This is a genomic window from Arthrobacter sp. RAF14, from assembly GCF_052114185.1.
Lineage (GTDB): Bacteria > Actinomycetota > Actinomycetes > Actinomycetales > Micrococcaceae > Arthrobacter_E.
In genome coordinates this window covers 762,174-786,752 of the sequence record NZ_JBFREG010000001.1, presented here as the reverse complement: position 1 = coordinate 786,752, position 24,579 = coordinate 762,174, and the positions used below count along the sequence as shown (strand labels likewise).

22 protein-coding genes are annotated in these 24,579 nt (G+C 64.9%); 4 read left to right on the top strand and 18 right to left on the bottom strand.

Annotated elements, in window-relative coordinates:
• Positions 1-29: 29 nt before the first annotated feature.
• The 7 genes from AB4Y75_RS03680 to AB4Y75_RS03650 all read right to left on the bottom strand — a co-directional run bounded on the left by AB4Y75_RS03680 (position 30) and on the right by AB4Y75_RS03650 (position 5,145).
• On the bottom strand, positions 30-533 hold the full coding sequence (locus AB4Y75_RS03680; RefSeq protein ID WP_441434525.1) for a pilus assembly protein TadG-related protein: 504 nt from the start codon (positions 531-533) through the stop codon (positions 30-32).
• Entirely contained in the window at positions 530-886 is a 357-nt protein-coding gene (locus AB4Y75_RS03675) for a hypothetical protein (RefSeq protein WP_441434524.1), read from the bottom strand. The genes AB4Y75_RS03680 and AB4Y75_RS03675 overlap by 4 nt, the downstream gene beginning before the upstream one ends.
• A 226-nt stretch (positions 887-1,112) precedes the next feature.
• Positions 1,113-1,601, bottom strand: coding sequence for a TadE/TadG family type IV pilus assembly protein (locus AB4Y75_RS03670; protein WP_441434523.1), 489 nt, complete (start codon positions 1,599-1,601; stop codon positions 1,113-1,115).
• An 8-nt stretch (positions 1,602-1,609) separates the two neighbouring features.
• Positions 1,610-1,861: a hypothetical protein gene (locus AB4Y75_RS03665; RefSeq protein ID WP_441435283.1), complete on the bottom strand. Its 252-nt coding sequence runs from the start codon at positions 1,859-1,861 to the stop codon at positions 1,610-1,612.
• 271 nt (positions 1,862-2,132) lie between these two features.
• Entirely contained in the window at positions 2,133-3,074 is a 942-nt protein-coding gene (locus AB4Y75_RS03660) for a type II secretion system F family protein (RefSeq protein ID WP_441434522.1), read from the bottom strand.
• Entirely contained in the window at positions 3,071-3,925 is an 855-nt protein-coding gene (locus AB4Y75_RS03655; RefSeq protein ID WP_441434521.1) for a type II secretion system F family protein, read from the bottom strand. The genes AB4Y75_RS03660 and AB4Y75_RS03655 overlap by 4 nt, the downstream gene beginning before the upstream one ends.
• Positions 3,925-5,145 carry a CpaF family protein gene (locus AB4Y75_RS03650; RefSeq protein WP_441434520.1) on the bottom strand — a complete coding sequence of 407 codons (1,221 nt, stop codon included), beginning with the start codon at positions 5,143-5,145 and terminating at the stop codon, positions 3,925-3,927. Before AB4Y75_RS03650 ends, AB4Y75_RS03655 begins: the two co-directional genes overlap by 1 nt.
• A gap of 201 nt (positions 5,146-5,346) precedes the next feature.
• Between AB4Y75_RS03650 and AB4Y75_RS03645 the strand changes: the two genes are divergently transcribed.
• From AB4Y75_RS03645 to AB4Y75_RS03630, 4 genes are all read left to right on the top strand, one after another.
• Entirely contained in the window at positions 5,347-8,049 is a 2,703-nt protein-coding gene (locus tag AB4Y75_RS03645; RefSeq protein WP_441434519.1) for a GH25 family lysozyme, read from the top strand.
• A gap of 248 nt (positions 8,050-8,297) precedes the next feature.
• A complete protein-coding gene (locus AB4Y75_RS03640; RefSeq protein WP_441434518.1) occupies positions 8,298-10,262 on the top strand; it encodes a DUF6541 family protein in 1,965 nt (654 codons plus the stop codon).
• 161 nt (positions 10,263-10,423) lie between these two features.
• Positions 10,424-11,806: a lipopolysaccharide biosynthesis protein gene (locus AB4Y75_RS03635; RefSeq protein WP_441434517.1), complete on the top strand. Its 1,383-nt coding sequence runs from the start codon at positions 10,424-10,426 to the stop codon at positions 11,804-11,806.
• A 50-nt stretch (positions 11,807-11,856) separates the two neighbouring features.
• Entirely contained in the window at positions 11,857-12,990 is a 1,134-nt protein-coding gene (locus tag AB4Y75_RS03630) for a glycosyltransferase family 4 protein (protein ID WP_441434516.1), read from the top strand.
• 12 nt (positions 12,991-13,002) lie between these two features.
• Here the strand turns inward: AB4Y75_RS03630 and AB4Y75_RS03625 are convergent, their stop codons facing one another.
• From AB4Y75_RS03625 to AB4Y75_RS03575, 11 genes are all read right to left on the bottom strand, one after another.
• Positions 13,003-14,070 carry a glycosyltransferase family 2 protein gene (locus AB4Y75_RS03625; protein WP_441434515.1) on the bottom strand — a complete coding sequence of 356 codons (1,068 nt, stop codon included), beginning with the start codon at positions 14,068-14,070 and terminating at the stop codon, positions 13,003-13,005.
• A 7-nt stretch (positions 14,071-14,077) separates the two neighbouring features.
• Complete coding sequence (locus AB4Y75_RS03620) at positions 14,078-15,175, bottom strand: glycosyltransferase (RefSeq protein ID WP_441434514.1); 1,098 nt, start codon at positions 15,173-15,175, stop codon at positions 14,078-14,080.
• A gap of 142 nt (positions 15,176-15,317) precedes the next feature.
• Positions 15,318-15,689, bottom strand: coding sequence for a DUF2304 domain-containing protein (locus AB4Y75_RS03615; protein ID WP_441434513.1), 372 nt, complete (start codon positions 15,687-15,689; stop codon positions 15,318-15,320).
• Positions 15,690-15,692: 3 nt separating this feature from the next.
• Positions 15,693-16,331 (bottom strand): glycosyltransferase family 2 protein, encoded by a 639-nt coding sequence (locus AB4Y75_RS03610; RefSeq protein WP_441434512.1) that lies wholly within the window; start codon positions 16,329-16,331, stop codon positions 15,693-15,695.
• Between the two features lie 86 nt (positions 16,332-16,417).
• Complete coding sequence (locus tag AB4Y75_RS03605) at positions 16,418-17,599, bottom strand: glycosyltransferase (protein ID WP_441434511.1); 1,182 nt, start codon at positions 17,597-17,599, stop codon at positions 16,418-16,420.
• A complete protein-coding gene (locus AB4Y75_RS03600; protein WP_441434510.1) occupies positions 17,599-18,591 on the bottom strand; it encodes a Gfo/Idh/MocA family oxidoreductase in 993 nt (330 codons plus the stop codon). Before AB4Y75_RS03600 ends, AB4Y75_RS03605 begins: the two co-directional genes overlap by 1 nt.
• A 3-nt stretch (positions 18,592-18,594) precedes the next feature.
• On the bottom strand, positions 18,595-19,686 hold the full coding sequence (locus AB4Y75_RS03595) for a DegT/DnrJ/EryC1/StrS family aminotransferase (RefSeq protein ID WP_441434509.1): 1,092 nt from the start codon (positions 19,684-19,686) through the stop codon (positions 18,595-18,597).
• Complete coding sequence (locus tag AB4Y75_RS03590; protein WP_441434508.1) at positions 19,683-20,282, bottom strand: acyltransferase; 600 nt, start codon at positions 20,280-20,282, stop codon at positions 19,683-19,685. The genes AB4Y75_RS03595 and AB4Y75_RS03590 overlap by 4 nt, the downstream gene beginning before the upstream one ends.
• A 16-nt stretch (positions 20,283-20,298) precedes the next feature.
• A complete protein-coding gene (locus AB4Y75_RS03585; protein ID WP_441434507.1) occupies positions 20,299-21,588 on the bottom strand; it encodes a nucleotide sugar dehydrogenase in 1,290 nt (429 codons plus the stop codon).
• 181 nt (positions 21,589-21,769) lie between these two features.
• Complete coding sequence (locus AB4Y75_RS03580) at positions 21,770-23,839, bottom strand: acyltransferase family protein (RefSeq protein WP_441434506.1); 2,070 nt, start codon at positions 23,837-23,839, stop codon at positions 21,770-21,772.
• Positions 23,839-24,576: an ABC transporter ATP-binding protein gene (locus AB4Y75_RS03575; protein ID WP_441434505.1), complete on the bottom strand. Its 738-nt coding sequence runs from the start codon at positions 24,574-24,576 to the stop codon at positions 23,839-23,841. Before AB4Y75_RS03575 ends, AB4Y75_RS03580 begins: the two co-directional genes overlap by 1 nt.
• Positions 24,577-24,579 lie beyond the last annotated feature (3 nt).

The following is a 24,579-nucleotide window of genomic DNA, read 5'->3' as shown; positions in this document are numbered from 1 at the left end:
CTCAGAGTCCCTGCCTTCCGGCCTCCTGTTTAGCGCATCAGGCGGGCACGCGCCGTCGATTCCGATTCGATCACGATGCCATCCGGCACGAACACCCCGAGGAGCGGAGGGTGCGCCACCGCCCGGAGCCGGACCGTGGCACTCCGGCCATCCGGGCTCCCCGTCGCGTCGAGCAGCACCATGCCATCGATGGCGGCCGAGGCCGGACTGCGGTGCAGATACGCCGCCCCCGCCGCGCGGACCCGATCGTCGTCCAGTCGCACCGCAGCGCGTCCGGGCCCCTCCCCGGCGATGCTGGTGATGTCGAACGAATCCGCGGCCGCGGACGCTGCCCCATCGGCCAAGGACAACAGTTTCTTGTGTTCCAGGTACACGGCGGAGACATCCAGCAGGACCACGGCGGCAAGCAAGGCGATCAGCACGTAACCGAGGGTGAGGATGTTGATGCTCCCCCGTTCGCGCGAGGAGTCCGGTTCACCCGGACGCCGCGTCTTGCTTAATGCGGGTCGCAGGACAGCCTCCGATGAGCTCATCTGTATCGCCCCACGATCTGCGTACCACTCGCGCGGACATGAGCGACGTCCAGGCCGAACCCTGGAGGAGTGAACGGCAGCTGGACGTCGACGGCCACTTCCACCGTCACCGCCGTACCGGGCGTCCGGCAGTCGGTGGGTTCACAGGTGACGGTCAACTGCGCGGCACCGGCGGGCAGATCCTGATCGGCCAGGGCGAGTTCGACGGCGCGATCCATCTCCTGCCTTCTGCTCCCTTCGTCGGTGGACTGGACGGCCAGCCGGGCCGCTTGGTCGGCAGCACCGGTCACGGCGAATCCGGCCGCCTGAATACGAGTGACCGTGAGGACGAAGTACAGGACCGGGATGAGCACCAGGAGGGAGAGGAAGACGAATTCAACGGTGGCGCTCCCCGACTCACGATTGGTCCGGGGGCCGTCGATGCGAGGAGCCCGTGAACGGCACAGGTGGGGACCGACAGCTCCGGATTCGGTTCGATGGAAGCGGGGCGTCGCCGCACAGCGACAGTGGGACCAGCGCAGGCCGGGTGACCCATTTTTCTGTGGGACGCGATGCCCGCAGGTTCCGGGTCTCAGGCTCTCACCCGACGCGTTCAGCATGACCACTCACTTCCAAAGTCCTGTCCGGGCCGAGAAGCCCGATGACCGGGAACGGCGCACGAATGGTGACCGTGATCAGCCGGACCTCTCCTTCCCGGGTTTCCTCCACCGTGACATCCTGCGCGAAGCCGGCCCCGACAGCGTCCGAGATCAATTCGCGTGCGCGGCCCACCGCATCGCGAGGAACCCGGTCCGCGAGCGCCCCGTACCGCGCACCCGATGACGCGGCGTCGATCAGCGAATTGCGGACGTGGAGGATCAGTGTCAGCTGCAGCACGCCCAGGAACAGCAAGGTCAGCAGCCCCGACACCAGAACGAAGTCCACCACGGCGGAACCACGCTCCTGATCCGCACGGGATTCCCAGCCGGCAAGGCGTGCCCGGTCGGCCCAGGCCGTACCCAGACCCCGGGTGCGGTTCAGGATCGACCGCTGTTCTGACCGGGGTCCGGCGGAGGCTCGGCGGGCCACCCCGGCACCTACTTCCGGGTGACCGTGTCGATGGCCTGCCGGAACAGGCCCTCCAACGCGGGACCCGCCACCGCCAGGAGCAAGGCAACCAGTGCGGCCGTCATCAAGGTCACCATGACCCAGCCGGGGACGTCTCCTCGCTCCGGATGGCTGTTCCTCTCATCCCGCTCCCCCTTCAGCCGGAGGCTGAGCGTCGTGCCGAAGGCGAACAGCAGGAAGGTCAGCGCGGAGGCACGGCCGGACCTCCATGCCGCAGGCACCCGGAAGTCGACGGACGGGAACGGCCGGCGACGGGGTACCGGGGCGAGGCCAGCCGGAGCGACGACTCGTGTGGGCGGCACAGTGTGTCCCGGCGTCGCACGGTGCGCCGGCCGTCCGGGAGTGGCGGGTCGGATCTGGTGATGGATCATCACATCGCCTTTCGGTCAGGGTTGAATTCAGGTCGGGAGTGAATTTCGGTCAGGGCTGGATTTGGGTCAGGGCTGCAAGATCGTCCCACTCAGAACGCATGGTCCCGATGGAACCGCCGCTCTACAGCATCAGCGTGATGGCCGCGAGGCCGGGGAAAACAGCGAAGAGGACGGTCAGCGGCAGGACACCGAAAACCACCGGAACCATCATGAGAATCTCCTTCCGGCCAGCCGACTCCATGAGCTCCCGCTTGCCGGTGTCACGGACATCCTGGGCCTGGGCCCGAAGGACATCCCCCAGTGGAGTTCCACGCTCCATGGCCACGATCAGGCCCTCCACGAAGCGCTCCACCGGGACGAGCCGAACCCGGTGGGCGAGGCCTCTCAACGCGTCCAGGAAGGGTGTCCCCGCTCTGGCGTCCGCCACTGTCCGGGCGAATTCCGCAGCCAGTTCCCCCTGGGTGATGGCGGCGACACGCTCGACGGCGCCACGGGCATTCATCCCGGCACCGACAGCCAACGCCATCATCTCGGCCAGCCCGGGAAACTCCCGGAGGATCTTCGCCTCACGGGATCTGATCCGCTGATTCAGCCATTGTTCCTGCCCGAGGGAGACGAGAGCCGCGGCGCTCAGGGCGGCCAGCACCGCCTGGACCGGGGCGACTCGCCCGGAGAACATCCCCAGCAGGCTGACCAGCAGGACGGCGGTGAAGGCGGCACCGCCCAGGAGAAGCTGCCCGGCCCTGAAGTCCAGCGGGGCCATGACGCTTCCTGCCCGTATCAAACGGTCCTGAAGGGCCGAGTTGCCCCAGCGGAACCGTCCGAGCCACCTGACGACGTCGCGCAATGCTGGTGCCAGGATCCGCTCCAGCGGACCGAAGGGCGTGAGAGGCTGCGCCGCGGTCGTGAGCAGGCGGGAGCTGGTGTCCTGCGAGCGCAACTGCGGAGCGACGCGTTCGGTGAGCGTCACCTCCCTCATGAACGGAAGTCGCACCACGGCAAGCCACAGGCCGCTTCCGAGCGCGGCGCCGCACAATGCAGCGAGGAGCAGCGATGGACTCATCCGAGGACCCGTTCATCCGCGGGCAAGGCGCCGATCCGCTGCATGACCCGATAACAGACCAGGGACACCACGAATCCTCCCCCGAGAACGCCCACGCCTTGAACCGTGCTGTAAGCACTGATCGCCTCGTGCCGGCTCGACATGAGGAGCAGTACCAGCCACGGTGCCGCCACTGCCAGCCGTGCGCCATTGACGGTCCACGACTGTCTCGCTTCGAGCTCACTTCGCGTGCGTGCGTCCTCCCGGAGAAAATCCGCCAGAGTCGAAAGAAGCACACCAAGATCGGCCCCACCCACCTCCCGTGTCAGTTTCAGGGCTTCGATGATCCGGTCCGCGACAGGGTCCGACAGCCTGTCCTTCAGCCGCGTGAGCGACTGGTCGAAGCTTCCACCGGAGCGGTAGTCCGATGCGAACTCCTCGAAAAACGGTCGCAGATCCTCGGGTCCCTTGACTGCCAATTGCATCAAGCCCTCCGGGAGAGAAAGGCCGGCCCGGATTGCCGACCGCAGATGGTCCACCGCGTCCGGCCAGGCCCTGCGCATGGCCGCCACGCGTCGTCGTGCCCGCCACGTCACCACCGACCAGGGCAGCCAAGCGGCGAAGATGGCGAAGCACAAGGCGATCGGCATCGATCGGGTGATGATCACGAGCAACAACCCCGTCACCAGCGCCAGAACCAGCGCGGAACCCACCAGACCGGTGACGGACACCCGCTCCACTCCGGCTGCCTGGAGGGCTCTGGCCACGCGGGAGGGGCGAGCAGCCACGGTGCTTCCCTCGCACCGAGGCCAGCACGACCACCAGATCAGCAGCAGCCCCAGACCGAGCGCCAGTCCCAGTGCCGCCGACATCAGGAGACCCCCACCAGAGAATGCAGCCTGTACCCGGCCCTGGCGAACTTCTCATCCGGAGGGAACTGGCCGGTGGGTTCCAGTGCTCCGTCCTTGAGTGCGAAGATCACGCTGGACTCGACGACGTTGTTCTCGACCCTGCGGCCGAGCGCCACGATCTCTGAAACGATCCGGCGCCCACCCGGCAATCGCTGACAATGGACCACGAGATCGAGGCAGGATGCCACCGTGGGAACGACGAAGTCGCTGCTGATGTTGCCTCCGGCGAGCAAGGGCAGAGTGCAGATCTTGGTCACGGCATCCCTCGCGGAATTGGCGTGGACGCTGGCCATCGAGCCCACGCCGGAATTCATCGCGATCAGCATGTCAAGGCTCTCCGCCGCACGGACCTCCCCCACGATCAAGCGATCCGGCCGCATTCGCAGCGCTTCCTTGACCAGCCGGCGCAAGGGGATCTCACCTTCCCCTTCCAGGTTCGGCTGCCGGCATTGCAGCCCCACCACGTCCGGAAGCGGGCATTGCAGCTCGAAGACCTCCTCCACGGTGATGACCCGCTCCCGCGAACCGATGGCCGATGTCAGACAGTTGAGCACCGAGGTCTTCCCGGCCTGAGTGGCCCCCGAGACCAGGATGTTGAGCCCGCTGCTCACGGCGGCTCCGAGGAATCTCGCCGCCGGCCGTGTCAGGGTGCCCAGCTCCACGAGATGTTCCAGGCGAGTGGCCTTCACCACGAACTTCCGGATGTTGACAGCCCAGTGCCGACGCGTGATGTCCGGGATGACCACGTGGAGACGCGAGCCGTCCGGCAGCGACGCATCCACGAAGGGTGAACTGAGATCAAGACGCCGCCCCGACGTCTTAAGCATGCGTTCCACAAGGTCCTCCACCCGAGCCTGCGGGATCTCCAGGCCAGTGCGCTCGGCCTCCCCGCCACGCGCCACGAACACCTCCCTCGGGCCGTTCAGCCAGATCTCCTCCACTTCCGGATCATCGAAGTACACCTGCAGCTCACCGAAACCCGCCACTGAGTCCAGGAGCCGGCGCACGGTGTCCTCCGGGTCGCGAAGCGCCGGCAGAGCCCCGCGCGCGGCCCGTTCCTCGTAGTCCGCCACCGCCTCCAGGATCAAGCCCCTGATCCGCTCCGTGTCCGTCCACGGATCGATCCCGCGGCGGCGCACCAGCTCCCGCACTTCGGACTCGATGAGTTCCACCGTCTCCACGATCCGCCCTTCGTTGATTCATGTCATACGACTGTCATGTTATGGAAAATATGGATTCACGCCAAGTCACTTTTCACGCCCTGTGGATAACGATTCGACGACCCCTGACTCATCCGAGAGCGCGCTGTTACTCTGGATGCACTGCGCGAGTCCGCCCCACTCCCGCCTTCCCCCCTCCTCCTCTGCCCACGGAGACGTCTCATGCACCACGGGTTCCAGCCCGCAGCCCCCGCCCACCGTCGTCGAGCATTGACCAGGAGCCTGACAGCGGCTGCGATGTCCACCGTGCTGCTCGTCTCCGCCGCCTACACCGCGGCCGCGGCCCCCACGCCGGAGCCGAGCGGACCATCAACCGCGGCGGCGGAGCCCACCCAGCTCCCCCCGGCGCCGTCCGAACCGCTGCCCAACGGCCAGACCGCCGGCGACCCCGCCGTCGCACGCCAGGCCGTCGGTCGCGAGGGCGCAACCATGCGCACGAACGGCGAGAAGAAGCGGCTCCTGGCGCCACCCGCCGACGGACCCGCTCCGAAGCCCGAGGCCCTCACGGCACCGAAGACGGCCGAGGACTCACCCACGAGCGGGCTCTCGGGCTCGGCGACCGGGCTGTCGCGCAGCGTCCCCGCTGCCTTCAGCACTTCGCACTGGCGGCCGACCTTCGGGGTGCCCGGCCAGGACGTCAGTGCCTGGCAGGGCACGGTGGACTGGGCGAATCAGTGGAGCCTCGGCTCCCGCTTCGCTTATGTGAAGGCCAGTGAGGGCACCTACTACACGAACGCGAACTTCGCCTCGCAGTACAACGGCTCCGCGAACCAGGGCATGGTGCGCGGCGCCTACCACTTCGCCATTCCGAGCTGGTCCTCCGGCGCCGACCAGGCCCGGTACTTCGCCTCGCACGGGGGCGGCTGGAGCGGGGACGGCCGGACCCTCCCACCGGTCCTGGACATCGAGTACAACCCCTACCAGGGACGTACCAACCTCGGGTTCAACCCCGGGGACGTCTGCTACAGCCTCGGCGGCGCACCCATGGTCAAGTGGATCTCCGACTTCGGCAACACCATGCGCCAGCTGACCGGCCGCTACCCCGTCATCTACACCACCACCGATTGGTGGAGCGGTTGCACCGGCAACTCGACGGCCTTCTCCAGCTATCCGCTCTGGATCGCGGCGTACCCGCCCTCTCCCAGCAGCACTCCTGGCACCCTGCCCGCCAGCTGGCAGCAGTACAGCATGTGGCAGTACAGCGAGGAAGGACCGTTCGCCGGGGATTCCAATGTGTGGAACGGTGACATCGCGGGCCTCTCCCGCTTCGCCAGCTACGGAGACGCCACACGTTTCACTGCCATCGGCGACTTCAACGGGGACCGGCGCCCCGACCTGCTCGGAATCCGGCCGGATGGCACCCTCGCATTCTTCCCGGGGAACGGGGCCGGCGGGTACGGGACCCCGACCACCATCGGCCGGGGCTGGAACATCTACCAGCAGCTGATCGGCGTCGGTGATCTCAACGGCGACGGCCGCCCGGACCTGCTGGGTGTACGCCCGGACGGTTCCGTCTGGTTCTACGCCGGCACCGGCGCGGTCAACTCGGGAAACCAAGGCTATGCGGCCGCAATCCGTCTCTCGGGACTCCAATGGTCCTCCTACAGCCGGATTCTCGGCGGTTCAGATCTGACGGGTGACGGGCGGCCGGACATCCTGGCGCTCGGGCAGGACAACGCGCTCTATCTGCTTCCCGGCCTGTCGACTCCCAGCGCCGCCTCCTCGGGCTTCGGGCCGGCGCGGAAGCTCGCCGGAACGAACTGGGGCACCTATCCGCTCCTGGCGCTGAACAACTCCTTCACAAAGACGAAGGCACCGGGACTCATCGCAACGGACTCCGCAGGAGCCCTGACGCTCTTCCCGGGACTCGGCTCCGTCGACTCCGCGGGTAACGCCTTCGGAGCCCCCGTCAGGATCGGCAACAGCGGCTGGGGCCAGTTCAGCGCTCTCCTCGGCACGGGCGACGCAAACCAAGACGGCCAGTCCGATCTGCTGGCCATGCGAGCCGATGGAAGTTCCCTGTTCTACCCCGGGGTGCCCGGAGACTCCGGCGGCTACGCCACGGCGCGCAAGATCGGCAACGGCGGCTGGACCGCCTTCGCATCCGTGACCGGCGGCTTCAATCTCAACGGCTCCGGCCCCTCCGACACCTTGGGCATCTACGCCAACGGCAGCGCCCTGCTCTACGCGGGAACCTCCACGGGCCAGCTCGGGACCGGGACCCGTCTGGGCACGTCCTTCGGCCCTGTGAAGTCGGCCTTCCTGGGCGACTTCTCCAGCACCGGGCGTGGCGACGTGATGACCATCCGCCCCGATGGCACTCTGTGGTTCTCCGCGAACAACGGACCCGCCAACGGTCTTCCCCGCTTCGCCACGCCGCGCCAGATCGGGTCCGGCTGGAACATCTACCAGTCCGTCTTCGCCGCCCGCAACATCAGCGGCAAGGGCAGCTGGGATCTGGTCGCCATCAAGCCCGATGGCACCCTCTGGCTCTACCCGGGCACGGGCAATGTTTCATTCTCCACTCCGCAGAAGATCGGCAACTCCTCCTGGCAGAGCTTCACCTCGCTTCTGGCGTTCGACGCCGACGCGGATGGAAGAACCGACCTCTACGCGGTGCGCCGGGACGGAACCCTCTGGTTCTATCAGGGCACCGGGACCACCCCGTACCTCGCAGCGGGCCGGCAGGTCGGGCGGAGCGGCTGGTCGGCTTACAAGGCACTCGCACCCACGGGAGACCTCACCGGGGACAGCCGTCCGGACTTCGTCGGCATCAACAGCAACGGCTCGCTCTGGTTCTACGCCGGCACCGGCATGCCCGAGTCCTCGCTCTCAGCGGGCATTCGCGGCGCCGTTCTCAAGTAGGATCCCAGCCAAGCTGAACCGTTACTGATCGAGAACTCCAGCGAACCCTGGGGAGGCAGAACCTTGCGAGCCTGGTCCGGCCTCCTCGGCGGCTCCGGGGACGATTCCAGGAGCGCGGAGGTCCCGGCTCACGAGGGACCTCCTTGCTACAATGACCTGAGTTCGGCCCGTGCTATGTACGGGATTCATCCTCTGGAAGACCTGAATCCTTGATCACTTGGTTACCCGCAATTCCTGTTCTGCTGAGCGTGACAGCCTTGGTCTTCCTACCGGGTCTGGTCATGGGCAGATCCGCTGGACTTCGCGGTCAGATGCTCGGCGCGTCGGCGCCCCCTCTGTCCTTCACTCTGCTGGGGATTTCCGCGGTCCTTGCACACGTGGTCAAAGTACCGTGGAGCGTCTGGGTACCCTTCCTGCTCACTCTGGTGGTCTCCGCGGTGCTCGTGCTTCTCAGGCTGGTGGTCTTCAAGCAGCCACGCGAATCCGTCTTCTCCCTGCCGTCGATCCCCGCGAAAGGTGATGCCCGGCGTACCGCTGTGGTGGCGTCTCTCTCCTTCCTGCTCGCGGCAGCAGTGTGCTTTCGCACGGTCACAGGAATCATCAACGATCCCTCACTGATCTCGCAGACGTATGACAATGTCTTCCATCTGAACGCAATCCGGTTCATCCTGGAGACCGGCAATGCGTCACCGCTGGCCATCTCGAACCTCAATGCCCAGTCGCCGGCAGGGTTCTACCCCGATATCTGGCACGTGGTGGTGGCCACTGCGTGCCAACTCACCGGCGCGTCGATTCCCGTCGCCCAGTCCTCGCTGGTCACGGTGACCGCATGCCTGGTGTGGCCTGCTTCGGTCTTCTTTCTGACCAGCAGGATCATGGGGCACCGAGCCTCCAGCTACCTGGCCACGCTCCCATTCGTTGCGGCCTTCGCCCAGTTCCCTTTCCATCTCATCGACTTCGGCGTTCTCTACCCCAATTTCCTGGCCTTCAGCATCCTGCCTGGAACGATCGCCCTGGCGATCATGGTCGTGGGCCTCTCTGCGGAGCGGAGCAGGCACTTCCTGGTTCCGCTGTGCGCCCTGGTGGCGACCGCTCCTGGCCTCGCTCTGGCCCACCCAAGCGCCGTGCTCGCGGCCGGGGCATTCGCTCTTCCCATCCTCGTGGTCTGGCTGTGGCGACTCACGAAGTCGATGACCGCAGGCCGGGCATCCGTGAAACAGGCGCTGCTCGGCGCCGTGCTGGTGGCCGCCTTCACCACCGCCCTCATCATCATCTGGACCAAGGCACGGCCGTCCAAGGACGCCTCATTCTGGCCCCCGACCATGAAGCCGGCCCAGGCCGCGGGCGAGGCATTGACCTTCGCAGCGCTCACCCCGTACATCCCATGGGCCATCGCCCTCCTGGTGGCCTTGGGTATCGTGGTGGTGCTCCGGCACCGAGGGTCCTTCTGGATCATCGCCTGTTTCGGCGTGGCTGTCTTCCTCTACTGCGTCGTGGCAGGTTTTCCCGCCGGGCCGAACAGGGATTTCTTCACGCAGGTCTGGTACAACGATGTCCATCGAGTGGCCGCCTTGCTTCCGGTCTTCGGCATACCGTTGGCTGCGCTGGGCCTGCGATTCCTCGGTACCGGACTTCGGAGCGTCCCGGCATTCTTCATGCGCCGGCACCGGGAGACATCCGCAACGAACACGAGCCTCGTGCTCGCCTTCGCGATGGTGGCCGCCGTCGCCCTCACCGCCGTTCTGCAGATACCCAAAGCCAACCAGCCGCTCGCCGTCGTCCTCGCCGAGGCTAAGTCCGGCTATCAAGTGACCGATGTTTCCGAGCTGATCACCACCGATGAACTCGCACTTCTGCAACGACTTCCCAGCAAGGTCGCGCCCGACGCTCTCATCATGGTCAATCCGGGAACCGGCGCCTCGTTGGCCTTCTCTCTCGCTGACCGCGAGACGAACCTGCTCGCAGTCAACTCCAAGGGCACCAGGGACGATCAATTCCTCGCAAAGGAACTCCCGCATCTTGACACCAACCCGGAGGTCTGCACCGCCATCGACCGCCGGGGCATCGACTACGTCCTCGATTTCGGGGCCAAGGAAGTCAACGGCATGAAGCACCGCTTCCCGGACTCCGCCACACTTGCGAAGCTTCCCGGGCTGAAGCTGGTAGACCAGCAAGGGACCAACAAGCTGTACCAGGTGACGGCATGCCGGTAGACAGCCAGTCGCCAGCCTTTGATTCTGAACGCTCATCTGCCGGAACCCAGGAACAGACCGTTCCGGCAGGACCCCGTTCCTCAGCGCTGAGGGCCATGTTCCGCCGCACCGATGTCACGGAGCAACAGGATCGTTCCCTGTCCTCACGGTGGGCGTTCGGGATGCTGGGAACCATTTCCCAAGGCCTGGTCCGGTTCCTCTACAGTGTTCTGATCGGCCGCTTCCTCGGTCCCGTGGTGCTCGCCAATGTGAATTCCGGAATCTCTCTGGCCCTTCTCCTGAGTCTGCTCTGGCCGACTTCCTCCGGGCAGGCCGCCACGCGGTACGTCGCCGAGTTCCGCGGTGCAGGCAAGCCGGAACAGGCGCGTGCCGTCGCTACCTATCTGGGCCGCCGAGTCCTGGTTTCCGGTGTCCTGCTGGCTCTCATCACGGTGTTCGTCAGCTATTTCATCCTGAACCTGGGGCTCTGGACCTCGTTTGGTTCAGGTGCGCTGCTGCTCGGCTTCGCCGGATGGTCCTATGCGCGAGGGGTGCAGTATGGCGCGGGCCTGATCGTCCGGGCTTCGCTGTGGGACACCGCAGGCTCGGTACTGGCCATCGTTCTGCTGTTGGGCGTGCTCTTCTTCCATGCCGAGCCGCTCCTCCTCCTGCCATTGTCCATCGGTTACGGTGCCTATGCCGTCATCTGCTGGCCTCGTCGTTCCGGCCGGCCCCTGGACAAAGAGCTGCGAGGTACCGTCAACAAGTTCGTCAGCTATGGGGTCCTGGGCACGCTGTCCAGTACCGGAATGCTCCAGCTGGCCATGATCTGGGCCAACTTTGTAGGCACCAAAGTGGATACCGGTCATTTCGCGGCCGCCCTCAGCCTCGCCACTCCGGCCACGATGGTGGCCCGAACCTTCAGCCAGGTACTCTTCCCTTCAATGGCCGAAGCCACCGGCAGGAACGATTCCGCGTCGCTCCGGCGCCAAACGGACATCGCGACCAAGGGCATGTTCATCGTGATGACCGGTGTCTTCGGCACGCTCGCCCTTGCCAGCCCCCTGGTCATGTTGGTGCTGTACGGTCCCTCGTTCTCCGAAGCGGACACCCTGCTAGCGATCCTCCTGGTAGCCGTACTGTTCACCACGCTTCCCATCGCTGCCGTCAACCGGCTGAACTCCATGGGGTTGAACGGGGCTCGCGGCGTCTCCCTGACCGCAGCTGGAGGCCTCCTCCTGGCCCTTCTCCTCTGGGCGGTCCTGGGGCCTCCACTCGGCGTCCTGGGCATCGCCATCGGATATCTGTGCGTTGTGACCACCACGTCCGCCGTCCCGATCATCTGGGCTTGGAGGCTTGATGACCAACGCTGGCTCGGGATGGTGATCCGGGTGCTCCTGGGCCTGGCCGTCGCCATCGGCGCGTTCATCCTCTGCCGCGGGCTGGGGGCCTCCCCTCTGGTCCATGCCGGAGCAGCCGTGGCCTTCGCAATCATCTGGTTCGCGGTCAACTGGCACGACATCAAACACCTGAAGAGTTTTACCGGCAGACCTGCCAAATCCTGAATGGTCCCTGCCCCGATGGTCGTCCCGGCACGCCCGCAAAGGAGACAGACATGAAGATCGCTCTCACCAAGGGAACTCTCAAGGTGCCACCCACCTACTTCGCGGTCTCTCATGCCCTGGAAATGCTCCATCAGCCGGGGAATGACATCAGCTTCGAGTTCTTCACCCTGGCCGCTTCGATCCAGGACTCCTTGCCCGGTCTGAAGGTACGCGAGTTCACTCCTTTCCGGGGCCTGCCGTTCGCACAGAGGGAACGTCTCCTGCCCGTGGCTCTTCTGCCGATGTCCAGAGCGGTGAGCTCGTATTCTCCGGACGTGATCCACCAGCACTTCGCAAGCTGGGCCTGGCCCGCCACTCAGGCAGCGATCCGGACTGGAACACCTCTCATGATGACTCTCCACGGATCCGACGTCCGGTTACTCGGCAGCACCCGCAACAGCCCGATGTACCGCTATCAGCGAAGAACGATCGCCCAAGCCGCCTCGGTCAGCAGCCTTCTTCTCCCCGTCAGCAAGTACCTGGCCGGGCTCGCCCGCGACTTCGGATTCCCGGCGGAGAAGCTGGCCGTGCACTATCAAGGGATCGACACTGACTACTTCACCCCGGGAGAGGCCTCCGGCGAGAGTAGCGACCGTCCGAGACTTGTCTTCGCCGGGACTCTGAACCGTCAGAAGGGTATCGACCAGCTCCTCAGGGCATCCGTGGAGCTCTCCTCCAGACTCCCTCATGACCTGATCATCATCGGGCGTGGTCCTCTGGAGGAGGAAGTCGGGCGCATCGCTCGGGAACATCCGCATATCTCCCCTCTCGGCCAGGTGGACCGGGCCCGCCTTCGTGACGAGCTGCGCAAAGCCACCGTGCTGGCTTTCCCCAGCACCGAGGACCGAGGCACCCGTGAGGCAGCAGGGCTGGTTCCGTTGGAAGCGCAGGCTTGCGGCGTTCCGGTAGTCGCCTACCGCAGCGGTGGGGTGCCGGAGATGATCTCACCGGACGCCGGCCTCCTGATCGCCGAGAACGACGGCGATGCGCTCGCGCTGGGCCTTTCGCGCCTTCTCACGGAGGATCGGGCGGCTCACGAACAACGCGGGCGAGCCGCCCGCGATTTCGTGGTCAGGAACCGCAGCCTCTCAGAGAGCGTCCGGGAACTCGAAGAGCACTACCGGTCGCTGGCTTCAGCTTCCTGAGCCACCGGCTGGTCACTCCGGCAGCCGTGCCCTGAGCAGGGAACGGAAGGGGCTGTCGGCGGCGCACATCAGCCCCGGCGACCGCGTCATGATCTTCTGGGACACAGAGGAGTTCAAAAATCCGCAGATTCCGTCAGCGACCTTCTCGGTTGTCTCCGAGCGCAGCAGGGCCGAAGCCAGCCCCTCCTCCGCGACGCTCAGGGGCAAACGGTTCAGCGGGGCCACACGCTCCAGAAATGCTCCAAGCCGGCGGAACACGTCCAGCTCCGTGGCGCTGGGGAAAACGCTCGTCCCGGCCTGCGAGACTGCCGCACCGATCACGTTGGTGCGCCAGAGCTTGGTGGCGATGGCACGCCGCTCCGATGTCCGTAGGCTCTGCAGCCACTCAAGGTCCAGCCGCAGCAACGGCTCAAGCTGTTCCTCCACGGTCCACCTCTGATCTGTGACCCGGTCATTGCCGTCCCCGGTCAAGATGTAAGCTCCGCGCACGGGATGTTCGATCCTGGTCCCGGAGAACCACAGGCGAAGGCCCAGTGCCAGGTCCTCCCCGGTCCGCAGCCCGTTGGTGTACCGCTCCCCCGTCGACTCCAGAAGACTCCTCCGCCAAAGTCCCCGGGGAGCGGTGGCGTAGGCGAGCCCGTCCTTCGCCGGATCCAGGTCGTGGTGCCGTCGCCACCGGCTGCGGGGGGTTCTGATACGCTGCCCGTTCTCGTTCTTCAGACGAGGAGCCACCAAGCCCGCCCGGTTCTCGACAGCACTGTCGGTCCAGACGTCCAGGGCGCCGGGATCCAAGTGGTCATCGGAGTCGAGGACCGTCAGGTATTCGCTGTCGCTTGCCGCGATCCCGAAATTCTTGGGGCCTGCTGGTGAGTTGATGCCGTCCCGGAACTCCAGGAAGGAGACCCGGCCCGCCGGGGGGAGCTGCTCAAGCGTCCCGGCGATGCGGTCTGCGGTGATGTTGTGGCAGACCACGGTGACATGAACATCCGTCTGCGGAGACTCCCCCAGTACACTGGCCATGGCTCGTCCCAGCGGCCGGTGCTCGGAGTGCACCGGGATGATCACTTCGAGGCGCGGCACGACGGTCCTACCGGTGGCCCGGGAGGCTGTCGGAGAACCCGCGCAGGATCTCCCGTTCGGTCTCCTCGTCGTGCTGAGAGTTCAGGAAGCGCGCGGCTTCGTGGGCATTCCTCTTCAGCTCGGTGATGCTCTGACCCGTTCCCACCGAACGAATGGCGTCGGCGAGGGCCTGAGGAGAGTGGTCGGCCGCGATGGCACCCAAGTGATATTCATCGATGAGCCTGGAGGTCTCGGGGGACGGACTGAACACGATCCCCAGACGCGCCTGGACGAAGTCGAAGAACTTGTTCGGCAGCATCAGCTCGTGATTCTTGGTCCGCGGTGGGAGGCTGAAGATACCCAGATCGTAGGCGTTGAGCACTTCCGACAATGTCTCCGGCGGCACCGCGTCATGGAACCTGACGCGTTCCGAACCCTTGGCCAGACCCTTGAGCTGTTCAAGGTAACGGCCACCGTCCCTTGCCCCCACCAGATAAAAGTCCAGAGAGTAGCTCTCATCGAGCAGCTGAACTGCTTCGATCATGCCTTCCAGATTCCGGCCAGGAACTGCAGACCCTGAATGAACCAGACGCACGGTGCCCTGTTGCACGGCGCTGGGCTGGATGTCACGGTACTTGCTGGCATTCCTGACCACGTGGCAGCTCACGCCGAACTGCTGCCGGTAGAGCTCGCCGATCGAACCGTTGACCACCGTCACAGCCTCGGTCTTCGGCAGGAACTCCCGGCAGACGTAGGTCATGAACGGCTTCACCAGCAGACGCCAGGAAAGCACATGGGCACGTTCCTCGGGAGCCCACTCATGCAGATCGCACCAGACCATGGGACGCGGGGACAACAGATCCGCCAGCGAGTGGGCCAGCGGCAGCGCCCGTGCCTCGTTGGCAACAATGATGTCGAAGGGGATGCCACGGGCCGCCTCGAAAGCTGCGCGGACCGCGGGAGCTTCGAACAACGCCGCGCGATGCATTCTCAGGCCCAGCTGGAGGACACCCTTCAGCGTCTGAGGCAAAGAGGGCAGGCTCGCATCGATCTCCAGATGGCTGGTGGCCAGCTCAGGTCTGGCGCCGTAGCTCAGTGTGGTGACTTCGCCGAACTCGGCCAGCACGGCGACCTGCCTCAGAACCCGGGAGTCACTGTTGATGTCAGAGAAAGAAATACAAAGAATCCGAGGTTTCATACGCCCCGTCCCACCCATCTGGTGTCGAATGAATATGCTTCCGTTGCCATCCTGGAAAGTGGAGCGTAGCTCAACGCCCCGTGATGTCGCCCTTCTCAGCCACATCCACAGGATTCGGTGCTTCGTCGATGGCGATCTTCCGTGCCAGCTTGGTCAGCGTCACTTCGGTCTGCCGGGAGCGCTGAAAAGCCGTGGCCATGTAGACGAAGAACAGGACCACCATCGCGTAGAGCACCAGATCCGTCCCACGACCGATACCCAGAGCATGCGCGACGCCCGTAAGAATCTCCGGGAAAATGACGGACAGCGCAGCACACACGGCAAACACCATGAGCATGATTCTGCGAATCGCAAGATGCCGGGCATTGGTGCCTCCGCGCATGAGCGCGATCGACCCGAGAATTACGGCGATGACCAGAACGATCTGAACAAGGATTTGCATGACTTACCTAAAGAAGAGGTCGGCGATGATGTTGATCGAGTTGAGCAGCGACTGGCCTTTGGATTTGGAGTAGTCCGTGTAGATGATCTCCACTGGATGCTCCACCCAGCGGGGCTTCATGGAAGCCAGCTGGTTGACCAGTTCCGAAGCGTGCGCCATGCGGTTCTGGGAAAGATGGATCTTCTTCAGCACATCCGGCCCGATCGCCCTGAGTCCGTTGTGAGCATCAGTCAGGTTCATGCCTGTGGTGATCCTGGACTGGATGGCTGCGACTTTCAGAACGAGGCGTTTGAGTTTCCCGACGTTGGTCCGGGAGTCCAGGAAGCGCGATCCGAGAACGATCTCCGCTTCCCCGGAACGGACACGGGCGACCATCTCCAGGGCATCCTCCACCCTGTGCTGGCCGTCGGCGTCGAAGGTCACCACGCAATCCAGCTCAGGATCCTGCAGAGCATAGCTGAAACCGGTCTGCAGGGCTGCGCCCTGACCGAGATTCACCGGGTGCTGCACGACGACGGCGCCTGCCTTGCGGGCCACGTCCTGGCTGCCATCCGTGCTGCCGTCATCGATACAGACGACATACGGGAAGTGTGGAAGTAAGCCTTCGATGACTTGCCCAACGACACTCGCCTCATTGAACATCGGGATGACTATCCAAGTTCGACTCACTGGAACAGTATTCCACAAATGTCGTGACGATCGGCTCCGTGGAGCGCTCGCAGGACTTCTCAAACCGCGCGGACGACAGCCTCGATCCGGTCTGTCACGGCCTCAAGCGAGACGTGGTTCACGGCCCAGTCCCGGACCGCGGTGCGATGTGCAGTACGATCGGCCACGGTCTCGCCGGAGTACGTCGAGAAGGCCTCTGTCATGGCGGTCCCGACCGCTTCCACGTCGAAGACCACACTCCGGCCCAGCGGCCTGCCATCCACCGTGGTGGCGAGGAACTCCTGCGCCGGCCCCGCCCCGGAATGGATCATGGGCGCACCGCAAGCCGCCGAGGAGTAGAGCTTAGTGGGGAAGGCGAAATCGTAGCCCAGCCCAGGGCGTACGCTGGCCAGAGAAGCCACCGAGTGAGCCAGCCACGGTGCGAGTTCCTCCGGGCGCACCGTCGGCAGGAAGATCACCTGGCCGCTCAGCCCGGCGGCTTCAGCTTCTTCCTCCAGCTTGAGACGGTCCACACCGCCCCCGATGAATACCAGACGACAGGGCCTCAGGAACTCCCTCTGACGACGGAACGCGTCGAGGAAGATTCCCGCTCCGTGGACTTCGGACGCCGTACCCGCATAGACGAAATAGGGTTCACCGAGTGGAGCAGGCTGCCCCAGCCCAACGTTCAGAAGAGCGGCGTCGATCCCATTCCCCACTGTGTGGACCGGGCGAGTGACGCCCAGCTCCTTGAGCCGCACAGTGACCCCCGGAGAAACGGAGAGGATGCCCGCAGCTCCAGACCAGGCCCAGACCTCCAGGGCCCTCAGCACTCTCAGCACCATGGGACTGGCACCCGTCTGGGCGGCGGCATCCGCCCAGACATCGGCGGCGTAGTAGAGGTAAGGAATTCGCCGGATCCAGCAGACGAGCCGGATCACGGCCCCCGTAGTGGGTGGCGGCTCAGTGATCACCACTGCAGGCTTCCTCGCCAACAGGACCCGGAAGAACAGCGGTATGTCAAAACTCATGTAGCTGACGTACCCCCGCACATATCCGGAGGAATCCCGTTTGACGGGCCAGCGGCGCACCGGGAAATCAAAGTGTTCCTCGGCTCGCCCACCCCCGTCCTTCACCGTGAGCACCTGAACGTCGTGGCCCGCGCGGAAGAGGCCCTTGGCCAAGGCGCGCAGCCTGAACGACGCAGCAGACGGCTCCGGAGCGAAGATCCTGCTGGTGATGAGGACTTTTCGGCCAGCCACTATGCGGAGAGCTCCACCGTGTTGCCCGTTGCGGCCGATTCCAGGCAGGCTTCCGCCACACGCAGGGTGGCGAGGCCTTCACGCATGGTCACGACGTCGTTCCGGATGCCGAGAATGGCGTCGCGGAAGGCTTCGTGCTCAGTGCGCAGCGGCTCCGGCTTGGCGATCGCCAGACGGGTGACATTGCCCTCGGACACGCCACGGAATGCCGCCATGGACTCCCACTGCGTGGCCACGGTGCCGTTTTCGAAGAACGTCAGATCAGCGGTCACGGTGTCCGCCACGAAGGCACCCTTTTCACCGGTGACGATGGTGATCCGTTCCTTCATGGGAGAGAGCCAGTTGACCAGATGGTTGGTGATCACGCCGCTTTCCAGACGGCCGGTGGCCACGACCATGTCCTCATGCGGACGGCCGCTGCGGGTGGTGGTCTGCGCGTAGATCGTGGCGAACGGGCTCTGCGCGAGCCAGGCCGTCAGATCGATGTCATGCGTGCCGAGGTCCTTGACCACTCCGACGTCCGCGATCCGGGCCGGGAACGGCCCCTGCCGACGCGTGGCGATCTGGTAGACGTCGCCCAGTTCACCGGCTTCGATCCGGGCCCGCAGCGACTGCAGGGCTGGGTTGAAACGTTCGATGTGACCGACCGCGCCCACCAGGCCCTTGGCGTCGAAAGCCTCCACCAGGCGCTCCCCGGCGGGAACGGACGCAGCGATCGGCTTCTCCACGAGCGTGTGGACACCGGCCTCCGCCAAGGCGAGCCCCACTTCCTCGTGAAGCCCCGTGGGGACTGCTACCACGGCCATGTCGAGACCCTGAGCAATGAGCTCCTCCACCGAGGACAGCAGGGGCACACCTCCGGCCACGCCGTGGGGGTCACCGAAGGAGTCGGCGACGGCCACCAGGTCGACGCCGTCGATCTCCTTCAGCACGCGGGCGTGGTGCCGCCCCATCATGCCGAGGCCGATCAGGCCTGCGCGCAGATTCGCCATGGCTCAGGCACCTGCCTTGACGAGCGTGTTCACCGCAGTGACGATGCGCTCCAGGTCGCCCTGGCTGAGGGACGGATGCACCGGAAGGGAGAGCACTTCGAGGGCCGCGGCCTCCGTGTTGGGCAGATCCTCGGTGCGGTTGAAGGACGGGAGGCGGTGGTTCGGGACCGGGTAGTACACGCCGGAACCGATGTTGTACTCCTCGCGGAGTGCCTTGGCCAGGCCGTCGCGGTCTTCGGGGACGCGGATCGTGTACTGGTGGTACACGTGCACGGCGCCGTCGGCGACCTTGGGCGTGCCCACGCCTTCGAGGTTGGCGTCAAGGAACGCGGCGTTGGACTGGCGCTGCGCGGTCCAGCCCTCCACCTTGGTCAGCTGCACGCGGCCGATCGCGGCGTGGAGATCGGTCATCCGGGCATTGAAGCCCACCAGCTCGTTCTCGTACTGCTTCTCCATGCCCTGGTTGCGCAGCAGGCGCAGGCGGCGCTCGACGTCGGCGTCGGGGGTGGAGACCATGCCGCCTTCACCACTGGTCATGTTCTTGGTGGGGTACAGGCTGAACATGGCGAAGGTGCCGAAGGTGCCGACCTTACGACCGTTCAGGCTGGCGCCGTGAGCCTGCGCGGCGTCCTCGTACAGGTCGATCCCGCGCTCTTCGGCCAGCTTGGCGAACGCCTCGGCGGCGAAAGGGTGGCCGTACAGGTGCACGGGGAGGATGCCCTTGGTCTTGTCCGTGATGAGGGAGGCCACGTGGTCCACGTCCAGCGTGTAGTGGTCCAGCTCGATGTCGGCGAAAACAGGGGTGGCGCCGGTCAGGGCGACCGAGTTGCCGGTGGCGGCGAAGGTGAAGGACGGCACGATGACTTCATCGCCCGGACCCACGCCTGCTGCCAGGAGGCCGAGGTGCAGACCGGAGGTTCCGGAGTTCACGGCGACAGAGGCGCGGCCGTCCAGCAGGACGTCGGAGAACTCCTTTTCGAAGGCAGCCACCTCCTTGCCCTGGGCGAGCATGCCCGAGGCGAGGACGGCGTCGACTGCGGCGCGTTCCTCGTCCCCGATGATCGGCTTGGCTGCCGGGATGAATTCCGTGCTCATGCGTTGTCCTCGACTTCCGAAAGAGTGTTTCCATTTTCGCGGTACTGCTGACCCGTGGCGGGGCAGACCCAGTACTCGCCATCCTGCTTCAGCGGCTCGCCGGCCTTGCCGACCCAGCCGACCCGCCGTGCCGGAACGCCAACCATGAGCGCGAACGCCGGGACGTCCTTGGCGACCACGGCACCTGCCGCGATGGTCGCCCAGCGACCGATGGTGACCGGGGCGACACAGACTGCACGGGCGCCGATGGACGCGCCGTCCTCGATGGTCACTCCCACCGGAGTCCAGTCATGCGCGCTCTTGAGCGAGCCGTCCGGGCTCACGGAACGCGGGTACGTGTCATTGGTCAGCACCACGGCGGGGCCGATGAAGACGCCCTTGCCGAGCTTCGCCGGCTCGTACACCAGAGCGTAGTTCTGGATCTTGGTGTTGTCGCCGATCTGGACGCCGGTGCCGACGTAGGCTCCGCGGCCCACGATGCAATTCTCCCCGAGGTTGGCGTCCTCACGGATCTGGGCGAGGTGCCAGACCTTGGTTCCCTCCCCCAGGGTCGCGGCGTCCGAGACGTCCGCGCCGGGCGCGATGAATGCACTCATGCCGTTCCTTTCCCCCTCAGGCCTTGCCGATGACCCGGTAGGTCACCCCAGGCCACTGCTCTGCGCTGCTCACCCGGCGGCCGTCGACGAACACCTTGACGCCGGGCAGTGCCTCAGGCGCGAGCTCCCGGTATTCGGCGTGATCGGCCTGAACGACGGCGGCGTCAACGGCGTCGCCGAGGTGATGAGCCGTGAAGCCGAGCTTCTCCAGCTCCGCATCGGTGTAGAGCGGATCATGCACGGTGACGACGGCCCCGCGCGCCTGGAGCGAGCGGACGGCGTCGAACACGCCCGAGAACGCGGTCTCCTTCACACCGCCGCGGTAGGCGGCGCCGAGCACGACGACGCGGGCGCCGCTGAGGTCGCCATAGGCGCCTTCCAGCAGACCCACGGTGTAGTCGGGCATGTCGGCGTTGGCGGCACGGGCCGCACGCACGACGGTGGCCTCCGGATCGTTCCAGAGGTACAGGCGTGGGTACACCGGGATGCAGTGGCCGCCGACGGCGATGCCGGGCATGTGGATGTGGCTGTACGGCTGCGAGTTGGACGCCTCGATGACCTGGTAGACGTCAATGCCCTGGGAACCGGCGAAACGGGCGAACTGGTTGGCGAGCCCGATGTTGACGTCGCGGTACGTGGTCTCGGCGAGCTTCGCGAGTTCGGAGGCCTCGGCGGAGCCCAGGTCCCAGACACCGTTGGGGCGCTTGAGGTCGGGGCGCTCGTCGAAGTCGAGCACGGCTTCGTAGAATTCGACCGCCTTGCGGGCGCCTTCCTCGCTCAGTCCACCGACGAGCTTGGGGTACTTGCGGAGGTCTTCGAAGACGCGGCCCGTGAGGACACGCTCCGGGGAGAAGACCAGGTGGAAGTCCTTGCCCTCCACCAGACCGGAACCGGCTTCCAGGGCCGGCTTCCAGCGGGTGCGGGTGGTGCCGACCGGCAGGGTGGTCTCATAGGAGACGAGGGTGCCGGGCGTGAGGTGCTTGGCCAGTTCCTCCGTGGCGGCGTCCATCCAGCCGAAGTCCGGACGGGCCTCAGAGTCGACGAACAGCGGGACAACGAGGACGATCGCGTCGGCACCGGGGACGGCCTCCGCGTAGCTGGTGGTCGCTTTCAGCTTGCCTGCGGGCACCAGTTCGGAGAGCTTCTCCTGAAGGTGGGCCTCACCGGGGAACGGTTCCTGCCCCTGGTTGATCAGGTCCACCACGGTCTGGTTCACGTCGACGCCGACCACCTCGTGGCCCTTCGACGCGAACTGGACGGCAAGCGGGAGCCCGATCTTGCCCAGGGCGATGACTGCAATTTTCACGTGTCGGTGATCCTTTTCCTGATGACGGCCTCGAAGCAGGCTACTAACAAGCCCCGCAAGCCAGAATATCCAAAATTGAGCCGTTCTCGTTCCGCGCCGCAGTATCAGCCGCCCGGCAAGGCCCTGAAGTTGGCTATGACTCGCCGTCGCATACGGGCCGCTGGGCATCCACCAGGCCCGGTCACAGGCCCAGCTCCTTCCCTAGAGCCCGGCTCAGGGTCTTCGCATAGGTGGCGGTCATGTGGTTGTCCCGGTAGACCAGGACATTGCCGACCACGGCCGGACACGTCCCCTTCACACAGAAATATCGATCGAGGTCAACCAACTGAACGGATGGAAACCTCCGCGAGATCTCTACCATGGGATCGGCGGCGTTCTCCCTGGGGAAACTACACTCACGGTCCGATCCGCGCGAAGCGACACAGTCCGGGATTCGGCGGGAAGGCAATGGATTGTCACGAATTACCCGGACTGCAATTCCGGCATTGGCAAAAGTCCTGATGAGTTCGCCGTATCCATCGCCAAGTTCTCGATCGGATCTCCAGGTCCACTTAAGATCCTTCGCATACCCGGCAGGAACCATGCCGCTGATCACGACGAGTTGAGGGCGAAGATCCCGCACGATCCTGGCTGTCTTGCGATTCTGGTCAGAACAGTTGGTGAAAACTTCGGTGGCGGAGGACGCAGGTGCCGCGCTGAACGGACACCCATTCCTTGTCAGCGCCGTTAGGCGGAAGTGCCGCTGCCTACCCAGGATGTCGAGCGGATCAGAATACTGTCCTGCATGGGAATCACCCAGCAGAACGACCCGCTTCTCTGCCCCGAGGTCACCATACTCGCACTTGGCGATGTCAGTCTTCCCTGGCTCCCACAGCGCGCATCCCCGCCGGTTCACCAAGGGCAGATCTCGCGCGGCGACGGCGGGGTCAGGCGCTACCGAAACTGAACCTGCTGGGGTTGCGGGTTCGCCCCCGTCCATAGCCGTCGCGCCTGGGTAGTCTGCGGATGGGTATGTGTCGAACAGACTCCGTGAACGCTCACCCTCTGATAGCCAAAGACCTCCCCCGAACGCAATGCTCACGGCGGTCAGGCAGATGGCAAGACCCACAGCCGGACGGGAATTCCGAGCAAATGACCGGCTGTGTCGGCCCAACCGAGGAAGCCTTGGCCGAGGTGGCCTGCGGAATGGTTGTTCCACGCAATAGTAGGAGATCACTGCCAGAAGAATGCTCGTCACCGTCAAACCGATGGCCGCCAGGGGTCCCGGTGCGCGTTCCTTGACCGAAACCCACATCGTGATCAGGGGCCAGTGCCAGAGATATAGCGAGTACGAGATGTCGCCGAGGAAAGTCATCGGCCGGAGGCTGAAGAATCCTCCCGGATGACGAAAGTCCAGTTCTTGGCCACCGGTGTTTTCCGGTCCCAGAGCAAGCAGGAGACAGGTCCCCGCTACTGGAAGAAGGGCGACTAGGCCGGGGAACGGCATCGCCGTGGTGAAGCTCACGGCGGAAACGAGGATCGCGGCCAAGCCGAGCCATGCAAGGAGCGCTCTCACTCCGTGCGGAAATCTCAGCCGGGGTGCGAGCAAGGCGGCGCAGCCGCCCAGGAGCAGTTCCCAGGCACGCGTGGTCGTCATGAAATACGCCATCTGCTGCTGGGTGACCGAGATGACAGCGGAATGAATCAGGGATGCACCGACAATCACGGCCAGAGCCAGCCAAACGACGCGCCGACGGTCGAGACCGGCGCTGCGGGCGACCCAACAACACGCAATGACGAGGAAAGGGATCACAAGATAGAACTGTTCCTCGACGGCAAGTGACCAATAATGCTGCAAAGGCGAGGGGGCTGCCGTTGCGTCGGCATAACTATTGGCTGAGTACGCCTGGTTCCAGTTCTGCACCTGCAAGGCGGACATAATCGCATCCCAGGCGATCGACAGCCAGCGGGTGGTGGGTAAAAACACTAGGCTCGCGGCCAGAGTGAGCACAGTCACCAGGGTGGCTGCCGGGAGAAGTCGTCTGACACGACGCGAATAGAATGCCGCCAGGTCGACCGTCCCACTTCGCTCCGCTTCCCTGACGAGCGAGCCGATGATCAGGAAACCTGAGATCACGAAGAAGACGTCCACACCGATGAATCCACCGGGCAGCCACGACGGATCGAGATGGAAGACGATCACCAGACCGACAGCGAGCGTCCTCAGGCCCTGGATGTCGGGCCGCTGGACTGGCTTTGGCGGCCCACTCATCACTGACTCCGAACAGTGGACACTGCGTCCTCGGAAGACCCGTCGAAGACCACCTTGCCGTGCTCCAATACGATTCCCCGGGCACAGATCCGCTGAACCAGGTCCAGGTCATGACTCACGACCACCAAAGTCTTACCTGCATCAACCAATTCACGAATCTTGGCAAGGCACTTACGCTGGAACGGTTCGTCGCCCACAGCGAGGATCTCATCCACGAGGAATACTTCAGGATCGGTGTGCACCGCGACTGAAAAAGCAAGCCGCAAATACATCCCGGATGAGTAGAACTTCACTTCAGTCTCGATGAACTGCTCGATCTCGGCGAATTCAACGATCGAGTCGTACCGTTCCCTGATCTGTTCCTCGGTCATCCCCAGGATGGCGCCGTTGAGGAAAACATTATCCCGGCCTGAGAGGTCTGGGTGGAAACCCGCGCCGACTTCGATCAGCCCGGCAACTCGTCCGCGGGTCCGTACTGTGCCCTCATCCGGTGTCATGACACCGGAGATGTGCTTCAGCAGCGTCGACTTGCCGGAGCCGTTCAGGCCGAGCAGCGCGACGCTCTCTCCCTGACGGATCTCCAGGTTGATGTCCTTGAGGGCGTGGAACTTGCTGGAGAGATCACCCTTCCGGCCCTTGAACAGCCAGACGATGGCCTCCTTGATGGAGCGGGAATGCCTCAGCACAAACTGCTTACTGATGCCCCGGACCTCGACGGCGATCGGAGATTCGTTCACGGT